The organism is Pseudomonas oplopanacis (assembly GCF_057128725.1).
Map to the genome: position 1 here is coordinate 17,364 of NZ_JBSKHV010000005.1, position 11,630 is coordinate 28,993.

At 58.0% G+C, this 11,630-nt stretch carries 15 protein-coding genes; 8 read left to right on the forward strand and 7 right to left on the reverse strand.

All coding sequences use genetic code 11. The annotated features are described in order from the left end of the window. Positions 1-2 precede the first annotated feature (2 nt). Entirely contained in the window at positions 3-227 is a 225-nt protein-coding gene (locus ACWKV5_RS12375) for a DUF1161 domain-containing protein (protein ID WP_483841475.1), read from the forward strand. A gap of 62 nt (positions 228-289) precedes the next feature. Here the strand turns inward: ACWKV5_RS12375 and ACWKV5_RS12380 are convergent, their stop codons facing one another. Further along, positions 290-1,291: an LLM class flavin-dependent oxidoreductase gene (locus tag ACWKV5_RS12380; RefSeq protein WP_027926113.1), complete on the reverse strand. Its 1,002-nt coding sequence runs from the start codon at positions 1,289-1,291 to the stop codon at positions 290-292. Positions 1,292-1,535: 244 nt separating this feature from the next. Here ACWKV5_RS12380 and ACWKV5_RS12385 point away from each other — a divergent pair, with 244 nt between their 5' ends. Together ACWKV5_RS12385 and ACWKV5_RS12390 are read left to right on the forward strand one after the other, a co-directional pair. Continuing rightward, on the forward strand, positions 1,536-1,967 hold the full coding sequence (locus ACWKV5_RS12385) for an OsmC family protein (RefSeq protein ID WP_123433313.1): 432 nt from the start codon (positions 1,536-1,538) through the stop codon (positions 1,965-1,967). 158 nt (positions 1,968-2,125) lie between these two features. Further along, a complete protein-coding gene (locus ACWKV5_RS12390; protein ID WP_483841476.1) occupies positions 2,126-2,359 on the forward strand; it encodes a DUF1161 domain-containing protein in 234 nt (77 codons plus the stop codon). 6 nt (positions 2,360-2,365) lie between these two features. Here ACWKV5_RS12390 and ACWKV5_RS12395 read toward each other — a convergent pair whose 3' ends face one another. Together ACWKV5_RS12395 and ACWKV5_RS12400 are read right to left on the reverse strand one after the other, a co-directional pair. Beyond that, positions 2,366-2,785 carry a PA0061/PA0062 family lipoprotein gene (locus ACWKV5_RS12395; protein WP_483841477.1) on the reverse strand — a complete coding sequence of 140 codons (420 nt, stop codon included), beginning with the start codon at positions 2,783-2,785 and terminating at the stop codon, positions 2,366-2,368. A gap of 41 nt (positions 2,786-2,826) precedes the next feature. Beyond that, positions 2,827-3,249: a PA0061/PA0062 family lipoprotein gene (locus ACWKV5_RS12400; RefSeq protein WP_483841478.1), complete on the reverse strand. Its 423-nt coding sequence runs from the start codon at positions 3,247-3,249 to the stop codon at positions 2,827-2,829. A gap of 60 nt (positions 3,250-3,309) precedes the next feature. Here ACWKV5_RS12400 and ACWKV5_RS12405 point away from each other — a divergent pair, with 60 nt between their 5' ends. Continuing rightward, the gene (locus ACWKV5_RS12405; protein ID WP_483841479.1) at positions 3,310-4,401 is read left to right on the forward strand and encodes an aminopeptidase; all 1,092 of its coding nucleotides are present in this window, start codon (positions 3,310-3,312) and stop codon (positions 4,399-4,401) included. Positions 4,402-4,491: 90 nt separating this feature from the next. Here ACWKV5_RS12405 and ACWKV5_RS12410 read toward each other — a convergent pair whose 3' ends face one another. Further along, a complete protein-coding gene (locus ACWKV5_RS12410) occupies positions 4,492-5,142 on the reverse strand; it encodes an HAD family hydrolase (RefSeq protein WP_483841480.1) in 651 nt (216 codons plus the stop codon). Between the two features lie 28 nt (positions 5,143-5,170). Next, positions 5,171-5,716 carry a gamma carbonic anhydrase family protein gene (locus ACWKV5_RS12415; RefSeq protein WP_483841481.1) on the reverse strand — a complete coding sequence of 182 codons (546 nt, stop codon included), beginning with the start codon at positions 5,714-5,716 and terminating at the stop codon, positions 5,171-5,173. A gap of 62 nt (positions 5,717-5,778) precedes the next feature. Between ACWKV5_RS12415 and prlC the strand changes: the two genes are divergently transcribed. Further along, positions 5,779-7,857, forward strand: coding sequence for an oligopeptidase A (gene prlC / locus ACWKV5_RS12420; protein ID WP_483841482.1), 2,079 nt, complete (start codon positions 5,779-5,781; stop codon positions 7,855-7,857). Next, positions 7,854-8,141 (forward strand): YheV family putative zinc ribbon protein, encoded by a 288-nt coding sequence (locus tag ACWKV5_RS12425; RefSeq protein WP_008152496.1) that lies wholly within the window; start codon positions 7,854-7,856, stop codon positions 8,139-8,141. Before prlC ends, ACWKV5_RS12425 begins: the two co-directional genes overlap by 4 nt. Before the next feature lie 60 nt (positions 8,142-8,201). Here the strand turns inward: ACWKV5_RS12425 and ACWKV5_RS12430 are convergent, their stop codons facing one another. Continuing rightward, positions 8,202-8,849 (reverse strand): dual specificity protein phosphatase family protein, encoded by a 648-nt coding sequence (locus tag ACWKV5_RS12430; RefSeq protein ID WP_483841483.1) that lies wholly within the window; start codon positions 8,847-8,849, stop codon positions 8,202-8,204. A 196-nt stretch (positions 8,850-9,045) separates the two neighbouring features. Beyond that, positions 9,046-9,348 (reverse strand): hypothetical protein, encoded by a 303-nt coding sequence (locus tag ACWKV5_RS12435; protein ID WP_483841484.1) that lies wholly within the window; start codon positions 9,346-9,348, stop codon positions 9,046-9,048. 194 nt (positions 9,349-9,542) lie between these two features. Here ACWKV5_RS12435 and ACWKV5_RS12440 point away from each other — a divergent pair, with 194 nt between their 5' ends. Both ACWKV5_RS12440 and ACWKV5_RS12445 read left to right on the forward strand, forming a co-directional pair. Beyond that, a complete protein-coding gene (locus tag ACWKV5_RS12440) occupies positions 9,543-10,601 on the forward strand; it encodes a PA0069 family radical SAM protein (RefSeq protein WP_483841485.1) in 1,059 nt (352 codons plus the stop codon). A 244-nt stretch (positions 10,602-10,845) separates the two neighbouring features. Next, entirely contained in the window at positions 10,846-11,577 is a 732-nt protein-coding gene (locus ACWKV5_RS12445) for a carbonic anhydrase (protein ID WP_027926126.1), read from the forward strand. The last annotated feature ends 53 nt before the right edge of the window (positions 11,578-11,630 follow it).

Consider the following 11,630-nt stretch of genomic DNA (forward strand, 5'->3'; position numbering starts at 1 on the left):
CAATGAAGAAGTTTATGTTGGCAGTAGGTTTGTTAAGCCTTGCGGGTACAGCGCTTGCTGACGGCAAGTCGTGCGAAGAGCTAAAAGCCGAAATCGCCGCGAAGCTGGATGCCAAGGGCGTTTCTGGTTACTCGCTGGAAATTGTCGATAAAGGTGCCGCCGCTGGCGCGAAAGTTGTCGGCAAATGCGAAAAAGGCGCCAAGGAAATCGTCTACAAGCGCGGTTAATCCCGCACAGATGTGAAAAGCCGACGCAATGCGTCGGCTTTTTTATGCGCGTCTTTGCAGTTTCAGCCCTTCATGACCTGTGCCAGCAGTTCATAGGAGTGAACACGATCAGCGTGCTCATACAGGTCGCAGGTAAAAATCAGCTCGTCGGCTTGCGTCTGCTCAACCAGCACGTCCAGTTTGGCGCGGATTTTCTGCGGGCTGCCCACCATGGCCAATCCGAGGAAATCACTGACCGCTTCGCGTTCATGCGGCAGCCATAACCCGTCCATGGTTTTCACCGGCGGACGCTGCACCAGACTCTGCCCACGCATCAACGCGAGAATCCGCTGATAGACCGACGTCGCCAGGTAATCGGCCTGTTCATCGGTATCCGCCGCCACCAGCGGCACGCCGAGCATCACGTAGGGTTTATCCAGTACCGCTGAAGGCTTGAAGTGATTGCGGTAGACGCGAATCGCCTCATGCATGAAACGCGGGGCGAAATGAGAGGCGAAGGCGTAGGGCAAACCGCGCTCGCCGGCCAGTTGTGCGCTGAACAGGCTGGAGCCCAGCAACCAGACCGGGACGTTGGTGCCGGTGCCGGGCATGGCGATGATCCGCTGGTCCGGGGTGCGCGGGCCGAGGTAACGCATCAGTTCGGCCACGTCTTCCGGGAAGTCGTCGGCACTGCCGGAGCGTTCGCGGCGCAGCGCGCGGGCGGTCATTTGATCGGAACCGGGCGCGCGGCCCAGGCCAAGGTCAATACGCCCCGGATACAGACTTTCCAAGGTGCCGAACTGCTCGGCGATCACCAACGGCGCGTGGTTAGGCAGCATTACGCCACCCGAGCCGACGCGAATGGTCGAGGTGCCACCCGCCAGATAACCCAGCAAAACCGACGTCGCCGAGCTGGCGATGCCGTCCATGTTGTGGTGTTCGGCGACCCAGAAGCGGTTGTAGCCGAATTTTTCGACGTGTTGCGCCAGATCCAGAGAGTTGCGCAGCGACTGGGCCGCGCTGCCGTTTTCCCGCACGGGCACCAGATCAAGGGTCGAGAACTTGATGTCGGACAGTCGTTTCATAAACCTGCTTCTCCAATTGAGGTCGCAGGTTTTTTCTCGTAAACGAAAACCTGCCGAATCCGTAAGCGTGTTTCATCAATAAGGGCATATACCCGAGTTTCAATAGCCAAGGCAAAAAAACCTACGAAAACGGTAGGAATTAACCAGATCGGGTGAACTTTGCAACGCCGACTATCCTCAGAACCCTTAGCAACCGAAAACCACGAAGGCGCGACGCTCGTGCCCGGAACTTGAGGAGGCAGATATGGCTATTACGAAGAAAGCATCGGCTCATTGGGAAGGTGACCTGAAAACCGGCATCGGCTCGATATCCACTGAAACCGGCGTACTCAGAGAAGCACCTTACGGCTTCAAGGCGCGCTTCGAAGGCGGCAAGGGCACCAATCCGGAAGAGTTGATCGGCGCGGCTCATGCTGGCTGTTTCTCCATGGCGTTTTCAATGATTCTGGGCGATGCCGGTCTCAAGGCTGACAGCATCGATACTAATGCAGAAGTCACCCTGGACCAGGTGGACGGCGGTTTTGCGATCACGGCCGTGAAGTTGATCCTCAAGGCGAAAATCCCTGGGGCGACCCAGGCGCAATTCGAGGAACTGAGCAATAAAGCCAAAGAAGGCTGCCCGGTTTCCAAAGTGCTGAATGCGAAAATCAGTCTGGATGCAACGCTGCTCGGCTGAGTACAGCGTTTCGCAGTAACGGATAAAAGATCGCAGCTTCAAGCAGGCTGCGGTCTTTTTTTGCGCTCGGACAAAACCTGACCCGCGAAATTGTGGTCGAATAAATGACAGCAGTGAAAGCGCATTACCCTGCGCGCTGCTTCAAAGGAGCTTCAACCATGAAACGTTTTGCCTTGGCGGTTATCTGTTGCGCACTGGCCACATCGGCCCTTGCCGCACCGAAATCCTGTGAAGAATTGAAGGCCGAAATCGAAGCCAAGATTCAGGCCAACAACGTCTCGTCCTACACCCTGGAAATCGTCACCAACGAAGATGTACACGATCAGAACATGGTCGTAGGAACCTGCGGCGGCGGTACCAAGAAAATCATCTACCAGAAAAACGACCGCTGATTCGCCTCACAGGCAATAGGACTCACTGTCTTCAGCGACAATCTCGCGCTTGGCGTTGTACAGCCGGGCGCCGGGCGTGAACACGATTGACTGGCCGACCAGCACATAACGCTGGCCGGCTTCGAAATGATCGTACTTGATCGTCAGGTAGCACAGCCGTTCCGATGGACCGTCCATGACGCCCAAGCCGCCCCCACCGGGCACTTCAAAATCGAATCGAACGAGTAACACGTGGCTGCCGGGCGTGACCTGGAAAAAGCGCCCGTCATTCAACCGCTGCTTGTCCAGTCGCTCGGCCATCAACAACTTGTCGTTGGGGAATGGCACAGAGAAGTCGACCCAGGCCATCTGCGGATTGACCGGCGGCAATGGGCTCTGGCAGCCAGCAACAACACTGGCGGCGAGCAACAGCATTAACCTGCGCATGATGAATGTCCCAATGATTTGGTCATTCAGCATACCGCCGATCAGGTGTGTTGGCAGCCTGCCGGTGTGCCTTGACCTATCACTTTTCGCTGTTGGTTATAGAGCTTCGCCCATGGCCGAAAACCGATGTTCCCCGCTTGCAGCTGATAGCGCTCACCGGCGCTGAAGTCACTGAATTTCACGTTCAGCTGGCAGTCACGCCACAGCGGCTCGGCATCCGGGCCGATATTGGTCGGCTGGACCGCGAACTGGTAGCGCACCGTCAGCTCATGGCTACCGGGCTGCACCTGGAAATAGCGCTTGTCGCTGGAGGCTTTATCGTCGACTTCCACCGCTTGCAGTGCCGTGTCTTGCTGTTTTGATTCCAGATCAATCCACGCTTGCGCCGGATCGTGGTGAGGGAATCCGAATCCAGCACAGCCCGTCAGCAACAACAGGCCCCCCGTCAGCATCAACTTGTGCATAGCGCAGCTCCAGTCAGGCGGGATAGTCTTGCGGGCAGACTTTCCAGGGATGATTTTATTTTGATCAGGCCGTTTCCATGCCTTGGGTTACTTGATCGCGTTTTGCGCGTTTTGTTTCCGAGTGTGTTGCTTTTGTTACTCAACGGTTGCGCCACCGTCAGCTATTACGGTCAATTGGCCAGTGGCCAGCTGCAATTGCTGCGGGCCCGTGAGCCGGTTGCCGAGGTGGTTGCCGATTCCTCCCGCGATCAGAAACTTCGTGCGCACCTGGCCCAATCGCAAAAAGCCCGCACGTTCGCCAGTGAGCATCTGCACCTGCCGGACAACCAAAGCTATCGCCTGTATGCCGACATAGGCCGGCCGTACGTGGTCTGGAATGTCTTCGTCACCCCGGAATTCTCTCTCAAGCCGCAAAACCATTGCTTCCCGATCGCCGGCTGCGTCGCCTATCGCGGCTACTACAGCCAGAGCGCCGCCCGAGGCGAGGCCGCCATGCAGCGCCTGCAAGGTATGGACGTTTCGATTGGCGGTGTCGAGGCGTACTCGACGCTTGGCTGGTTCAACGATCCGATCATCAGCTCAATGATGGGTTGGGGCGACGAGCGGCTGGCGACCCTGATTTTCCATGAGCTGGCGCATCAACGTGTTTATGTGAAGGACGACACTGAATTCAACGAGTCTTTCGCCAGCTTCGTCGAGCAGGAAGGCACGCGCCAATGGCGTGCATCCCGCGGCCTGGCGCCGGACAACGGCGCACAGGTGCAGCGACGGGATCAATTCACGCAACTGGTGCTGGACACTCGCACGCGCCTTGAAACGCTCTACGCCCTGCCCTTGCCGGCGGACCAGATGCGCCAGCGCAAGGCCGCTGAGTTCGAGCGACTGCGCAGCGAATATCGGCAGTTACGTGACAGCCAATGGGCCGGGGACAGGCGTTACGACGCTTGGGTCAACGCACCGATGAACAATGCCAGGCTGTTGCCGTTTGGGTTGTATGACCAATGGGTGCCGGGGTTTGCGGCGTTGTTTCGGCAGGAGGGCGGGGATTGGGTGAGGTTTTATGCGGCGGTCGAGAAGCTGGGGGTGTTGCCGGTTGGGGAGCGTAAGGCGGCGTTGAAGGTTTTGGCAGAATCGAAAATTTCTGCCGGCTGAGCGGGCCTCTTCGCGAGCAGGCTCGCTCCCACAATTGACCGGTGTTCACAAATCCCATGTGGGAGCGAGCCTGCTCGCGATTGGCTTTGATCAGCGCTGCAAAAACGCCTGATGCATCTCATCCAGCGTTTCAAAGTGATAAGTCGGCGCTTCTGCACTCAACTCTTCGTGGCTACCAAACCCGTAACCCACAGCCGCTGCATCCAGCCCATTACTGCGCGCACCGATCAGGTCATGCTTACGATCACCGATCATCAGGGTATTGGCAGGATTCAGCCCCTCTTCAGCCATCAAATGCGCAATCAACTCAACCTTATTCGTCCGCGTCCCGTCCAGTTCACTGCCGTAAATCACCTTGAAGTGCTTGGCGAAGTCAAAGTGCCGGGCGATTTCGCGGGCGAACACCCAGGGTTTGGACGTCGCGATGTACAACTGACGCCCTTGCCCACCCAGCGTTTCCAGCAGCGGGGTGACGCCGTCGAACACGCGATTCTCGTAGAGGCCGGTGACTTTGAAGCGTTCGCGGTAGAAATTCACCGCCTCCCAGGCCTTGGGCTCATCAAAGTCGTAAAACTGCATGAACGCCTGCAACAATGGCGGGCCGATGAAGTGTTCGAGTTTGGTCAGGTCAGGCTCATCGATACCCAGTTTGCTCAGGGCGAACTGGATCGAACGCGTGATGCCCTCGCGCGGGTCGGTCAGGGTGCCATCGAGGTCGAATAAAACGGTTTGGTAATGCATGAGTAATCCTGGGCAATAACGGGACGAATCAGAGCTGGTCGTAACCTTCTGCCAGATGCAGATCCTTGAGCTTCGCGTAATTCGCCGCGCTGTAGGTGAAAAAGGCTTTTTCCTTGTCGGTCAGCGGGCGGATCTGTTTCACCGGGCTGCCCACATAGAGGAAGCCGCTTTCCAGGCGTTTGCCCGGCGGCACCAGGCTGCCAGCGCCGATGATCACGTCATCCTCGACCACCGCACCGTCCATGACGATGCTGCCCATGCCGATCAGCACCCGGCTGCCCACGCTGCACCCGTGCAGCATGACTTTGTGCGCGATGGTCACATCGTCGCCGATCAGCAACGGGAAGCCATCGGGATTGAACGGGCCGGCATGGGTGATGTGCAGCACGCACCCGTCCTGAACACTGGTACGCGCGCCGATGCGGATGCGGTGCATGTCGCCGCGGATCACTGTCAGCGGCCAGACAGAGCTGTCTTCGCCGATTTCAACGTCGCCGATTACCACCGCCGATCCGTCGACAAAAGCGCCTTTGCCCAGCAGCGGCGTGTGGTTCTGGTACTTGCGAAGGTTCACGATAGGGTTTCTCTCTGTTGCTGATAGCTGCGGTGAGCGTCGATTGTAATTAAGATGGCCGCATGTTTCTTCCAGCCAAGGTGCCAACCGTGAGCGTGAACAACCCTCTTCTGCAGTCCTACGACCTGCCGCCGTTCTCGGCGATCCGTGCCGAACACGTGCAACCGGCCATTGAACAGATCCTGGCTGACAACCGCGCCGCCATTATCGAGATCCTCAAGACCCAGGGCAAACAACCGACCTGGGCCGGCCTGGTGCTGGCGATGGACGAGCTCAATGATCGCCTGGGCGCCGCCTGGAGCCCGGTCAGCCACTTGAATGCCGTGTGCAACAGCGCCGAATTGCGTGAAGCCTACGAATCCTGCCTCCCAGCCTTGAGCGCCTATTCCACCGAGCTGGGCCAGAACCGCGAGCTGTTCGAAGCCTTCGAAGCCCTGGCCAACAGCCCGCAAGCTGCCGGTTTCGATGTGGCGCAGAAAACTATCCTGGAACACTCCCTGCGCGACTTCCGCCTGTCGGGTATTGATCTGCCGGAAGCCGAGCAAAAGCGTTACGCCGAAGTGCAGAGCAAGCTCTCGGAACTGGGCAGCCGTTTCTCCAACCAACTGCTCGACGCCACTCAGGCCTGGACCAAACACGTCACCGATGAAGCCACTCTCGCCGGCCTGACCGATTCGTCCAAGGCACAAATGGCTGCCGCCGCACAGGCCAAGGGCCTCGAAGGCTTTCTGATCACCCTCGAATTCCCGAGCTACTACGCGGTGATGACCTACGCCCACGACCGTGCCCTGCGTGAAGAAGTCTACGCAGCCTACTGCACCCGTGCGTCGGACCAGGGCCCAAATGCCGGTCAGAACGACAACGGCCCGGTCATGGAAGAAATCCTCGACCTGCGTCAGGAACTGGCCAGGCTGCTCGGCTTCTCCAGCTTCTCCGAACTGAGCCTGGCCACCAAAATGGCCGAGTCCAGCGATCAGGTGCTCAGCTTCCTGCGCGACCTGGCCAAGCGCAGCAAGCCGTTTGCCGCGCACGACCTGGAACAGCTCAAAGCCTACGCCGCCGAACAAGGCTGCCCGGACCTGCAAAGCTGGGACAGCGGTTTCTACGGCGAAAAACTTCGCGAGCAGCGTTACAGCGTTGCCCAGGAAGCGCTTCGCGCCTACTTCCCGATCGACAAAGTGTTGGGCGGCCTGTTCGCCATCGTGCAGCGTCTGTACGGCATTGAGATTGCCGAACAGAAAGGCTTCGACACCTGGCACCCGGACGTTCGCCTGTTCGAAATCAAGGAAAACGGCCAGCACGTCGGCCGCTTCTTCTTCGACCTCTATGCCCGCGCCAACAAGCGCGGTGGTGCGTGGATGGACGGCGCCCGTGACCGTCGCCGCACCGCTGAAGGTGTATTGCAAAACCCGGTGGCCAACCTGGTGTGCAACTTCACCCCGGCCGACAGCGGCAAGCCTGCGCTGCTGACCCATGATGAAGTCACCACCCTGTTCCACGAGTTCGGCCACGGCCTGCATCACCTGCTGACCCGCGTCGAACACGCCGGTGTCTCCGGCATCAACGGCGTGGCCTGGGATGCGGTCGAGCTGCCTAGTCAATTCATGGAGAACTGGTGCTGGGAGCCGGAAGGCCTGGCGCTGATCTCCGGTCACTACGAAACCGGCGAGCCACTGCCTCAGGACCTGCTGCAGAAAATGCTCGCGGCGAAAAACTTCCAGTCCGGGCTGATGATGGTGCGCCAGCTGGAGTTCTCGCTGTTCGACTTCGAACTGCACGCCACCCACGGCGATGGCCGTAGCGTGGCGCAGGTGCTCGAAGGCGTGCGCGACGAGGTGTCGGTCATGCGTCCACCGGCCTACAACCGCTTCCCGAACAGCTTTGCGCACATTTTCGCCGGTGGTTACGCGGCGGGTTACTACAGCTACAAATGGGCGGAAGTGCTGTCGGCCGATGCCTTCTCGAAATTTGAGGAAGACGGCGTGCTCAATGCCGAGACCGGCCGTGCGTTCCGCGAAGCCATCCTGGCGCGCGGTGGTTCCCAGGAGCCGATGGTGCTGTTCGTCGACTTCCGTGGTCGTGCGCCCTCGATTGACGCACTCTTGCGCCACAGCGGCCTGAGTGAGGACGCGGCAGCATGAGTGAGGGACCTGTGATTACCAAAAAACGCTTTATCGCCGGGGCGGTCTGCCCGGCATGCAGCGAGCCGGACAAGCTGATGATGTGGAACGAAGACGAGGTCCCGCACCGCGAGTGCGTGGCCTGCGGTTATTCCGACACATTGAATGAACAAGGTCTGTCCGTGCCCAAGGAATTGGGTACAAGGGTAAATACCTCGGCGCTGAAAGTACCGGACGCCAAGGTTCAGGCCGTGCAGTTTTTCCCGAACCCCAAGCTGAAGAAAAAACCTGACGAGCAACACTGATCGACCACCCATTTGCGCCTCTTCAGGAGGCGCAAGTTGATGTCTTTCCGGAACTTGCCGCTATTCGACGTGAGCGGATTTGAACCAACTCTTCATCGAGCACGCGGCGAACGGGCTGGTGCTGCAATCGCCGTTGGCCAATGCGGTGCGCAGCTTGTCGACGTCAGCCTGCATCATGTAACGCACGCCATCCTTGAAATGAGTACTGTCGCCAAAGCCGCCTTGAGTCATTTCGCTCAGCGCGTCTTCCTTGCTCCAGCCCTGGATCACGACCCGGTACATGGCCGCCATCAACCCCGTACGATCCGACCCGTGCTTGCAATGCATCAGCACCGGGCCGTGGGACTCGGCCGTCTGAATGGCACGAAGGGCCTTGAGTACGTCTGCGTCATCCACGTGATTGGTGCGGTAGGGCAACTGGACCTGGGTAACCCCTGGTGTCGACAGCCAGGTTTTATCCGACTCGGGCAGGAAATTGATCACGGTTCCTACCTTCAGCTTTTCCAGCAATGGAAGGGCTCCGCTGTCAGGCAAAGCGCTGCGGTAGAGCGTCGGGGACATTCGAAAGAGGTTGTATTGCACCTCGACCGATTGAGCCCACTCAGGCGGACGGGGAGAAGCGCTGTCATCCGCATGGGCCAGGGTCAGGTTGAAAAATGCGGCCATCGACAATAGAAACGTCGCAGGCAAGAGGCGCAGTCGGGACATGCTCGGACAACCCTGTTGAATAAGTACTGCATAGCTTCTGCTCTGAGCAGTCAAAGGCCTGTGAGCCATCCGTCAAAGAATTGTGAATTGGACGGCGGCCCCCAGTTTCTTCTTATTATTTCACTCATAAAAAACGACACGGATAAGTTCCGCATCGTTTTATGAATAATCATTGATTGCAGAAGTTGAGCTGCAATCAAGGATTAATAATCTTTGCATACGCCTTCGCCAACGCAATCAAAACAACTTTGTCTTGCGCGTCGATTGCACCGTTCCCGTTGACGTCAGGGATGTTGCCCATGGTAAAGGTGACGCCGCCATCCTTCGACACGGCCTCACGGGTGCTGGTATCCAGCAGCGTGTAGGTTAGCGCACGGTTTTCAGGATCATAACCTTCTTCCTTTAGCGCAAACTGCATGGAAACCCGAACTTCTTTTGGACTAACGATAGAAGGCGCCTGTAATTGTAAAAACACGCCGCGCTGATTGTAGCCTGACATTTATTAAATCCTTTTAATAGTGAGAACACGACAACTTCGTGTGCAGAGAAGAATACTGACAACAGCGAATAAAGTGCCACGCACTTTATGTTTCTCATAATGACGAGGTTCGAAAGTTGTCAGGTGCCGAACGGCACTGGCCGATGGCGTCAAGGCCGTATACTGTATGCACATACAGCTAAAGGATCTTGTCGATGGCTACCCCTTTGCCACCTCGCGGTCGTGGCACCGCCACCAACCCGCACAACCGCTTCGCGCCGAATCGTTCGGTGGTCGAGGATGACGGCTGGTATCAGGAAGCGCCGATCACCCAAGGCACCGAGGTGCGCATCGAAACGGCGAAAACCATCATCACCCGCAACAACTCGCCGGACTTGCCCTTCGATCGCTCGATCAATCCCTATCGCGGCTGCGAGCATGGCTGCATCTATTGCTATGCGCGGCCCAGTCACGCCTATTGGGACATGTCCCCGGGGCTGGATTTCGAAACCAAATTGATTGCCAAGACCAACGCCGCCGATGTGCTGGAAGAACAGCTGAGCAAACGCGGCTATCAATGTGCGCCGATCAACCTCGGTTCCAACACCGATCCGTATCAGCCCATCGAGCGCGAGCACAAAATCACCCGTCAAACCCTCGAAGTGCTGCTGCGCTACCGTCATCCGGTGACGATCATCACCAAAGGCTCGCTGATTCTTCGTGACCTGGACCTGCTGGCCGAACTCGCCCGGCAACGACTGGTAGCGGTGATGATCAGCCTCACCACCCTGGATGACGAACTCAAACGCATCCTCGAACCGCGTGCTGCCGCCCCCAAGGCCCGGTTGCGGGCGATCCGCGTGATGCGCGAAGCGGGTATTCCGGTTGGCGTGTTGTGCTCGCCGATGATTCCAATGATCAACGACAGCGAACTCGAGAGCCTGCTGACCGAAGCCCATGCTGCCGGCGCGCAAAGTGCGGCTTATATGATGTTGCGCCTGCCACTGGAAGTTGCGCCGCTGTTTGAAGAATGGCTCGCGGCCCACTATCCGCAGCGTGCCGCCCATGTGTTGAGCCTGATTCGCCAGAGCCGTGGCGGCGAACTCTATGACAGCCGGTTTGGTGCCCGGATGCGCGGCGAAGGGCCATTTGCCGACCTGTTGGCGCAACGCTTCGCCAAGACCATCAAACGCCTGGGGCTCAATCGTCGGGAAGGTTTCGATCTGGACTGTGAAGCCTTCTGTCCGCCGGGTCGCCAGATGTCATTGATTTGAGGACAATTGGCCTATGGTTGAATAGTGGGAAACGTACGGTGCATTCAGGCTGGTCACGTTTTTTGTGACCTGGAACACGCGTTCTAGAGCGTTTTATTCAGTTTGAGTTAAGTTTCGGCCGCTACCTTGTTCATCGAGTGACTGACGGGTCGGATTTTTCGACCTGGATGTTTTTTAAACAGCCACTGGCTTCACACCGGACAAAACGGGACACTTCCCTGACTCCGCCTATGAGGATGAATTCATGAGTGACAAGGATAAACAGCCGTTGGCTGCGTCGGCTTCAGCCCAACCCGAGGCGGAAACCGCCGATGCAGCGCTGCAGCATATCGTTGACGGCTTTTTGCATTTTCATCACGAGGTCTTTCCGCAGCAGGAAGAGCTCTTCAAGAAACTCGCCACGGCCCAAAGCCCCCGGGCGATGTTTATCGCCTGCGCCGACTCGCGCATCGTTCCTGAACTGATCACCCAAAGCGCCCCCGGCGATCTGTTCGTGACCCGTAACGTCGGCAACGTCGTGCCGCCTTACGGACAAATGAATGGCGGTGTGTCCACCGCCATCGAGTACGCGGTCCTGGCCCTCGGCGTGCAACACATCATCATTTGCGGGCACTCCGACTGCGGCGCAATGCGCGCGGTACTCAATCCGCAAAGCCTGGAAAAGATGCCGACGGTCAAAGCCTGGCTGCGTCATGCCGAAGTGGCGAAAACCATGGTCCAGGAAAACTGCCATTGCGCTGACGAAAACGAAAGCATGCACATCCTCACCGAAGAGAATGTGATCGCTCAGCTACAGCATTTACGCACGCATCCATCGGTGGCCTCGCGCATGGCCAACGGTCAGCTGTTTATCCATGGTTGGGTCTACAGCATCGAAACCAGCGAAATCAAAGCGTACGACGCGGACCAGGGGTGTTTCCTGCCGCTCGATGGCAGCCATCCGATTCCGGTGGCAACGCCCAAAGCGCGTTTCTAACACCTCCTAAATCCCCGTGTGGTTGAGTCGAGGCTGCTGATCCTGCAGCCCGG

What these genes read in the sequence shown, in the direction of transcription:
- ACWKV5_RS12400 (WP_483841478.1), bottom strand. Translation starts at nt 3,249, where the DNA reads ATGCACAAGTTGATGCTGACGGGGGGCCTGTTGTTGCTGACGGGCTGT.
- ACWKV5_RS12430 (WP_483841483.1), bottom strand. Translation starts at nt 8,849, where the DNA reads ATGTCCCGACTGCGCCTCTTGCCTGCGACGTTTCTATTGTCGATGGCC.
- ACWKV5_RS12390 (WP_483841476.1), top strand. Translation starts at nt 2,126, where the DNA reads ATGAAACGTTTTGCCTTGGCGGTTATCTGTTGCGCACTGGCCACATCG.
- ACWKV5_RS12395 (WP_483841477.1), bottom strand. Translation starts at nt 2,785, where the DNA reads ATGCGCAGGTTAATGCTGTTGCTCGCCGCCAGTGTTGTTGCTGGCTGC.
- ACWKV5_RS12385 (WP_123433313.1), top strand. Translation starts at nt 1,536, where the DNA reads ATGGCTATTACGAAGAAAGCATCGGCTCATTGGGAAGGTGACCTGAAA.
- ACWKV5_RS12440 (WP_483841485.1), top strand. Translation starts at nt 9,543, where the DNA reads ATGGCTACCCCTTTGCCACCTCGCGGTCGTGGCACCGCCACCAACCCG.
- ACWKV5_RS12380 (WP_027926113.1), bottom strand. Translation starts at nt 1,291, where the DNA reads ATGAAACGACTGTCCGACATCAAGTTCTCGACCCTTGATCTGGTGCCC.
- ACWKV5_RS12375 (WP_483841475.1), top strand. Translation starts at nt 3, where the DNA reads ATGAAGAAGTTTATGTTGGCAGTAGGTTTGTTAAGCCTTGCGGGTACA.
- ACWKV5_RS12410 (WP_483841480.1), bottom strand. Translation starts at nt 5,142, where the DNA reads ATGCATTACCAAACCGTTTTATTCGACCTCGATGGCACCCTGACCGAC.
- prlC (WP_483841482.1), top strand. Translation starts at nt 5,779, where the DNA reads ATGTTTCTTCCAGCCAAGGTGCCAACCGTGAGCGTGAACAACCCTCTT.
- ACWKV5_RS12435 (WP_483841484.1), bottom strand. Translation starts at nt 9,348, where the DNA reads ATGTCAGGCTACAATCAGCGCGGCGTGTTTTTACAATTACAGGCGCCT.
- ACWKV5_RS12425 (WP_008152496.1), top strand. Translation starts at nt 7,854, where the DNA reads ATGAGTGAGGGACCTGTGATTACCAAAAAACGCTTTATCGCCGGGGCG.
- ACWKV5_RS12445 (WP_027926126.1), top strand. Translation starts at nt 10,846, where the DNA reads ATGAGTGACAAGGATAAACAGCCGTTGGCTGCGTCGGCTTCAGCCCAA.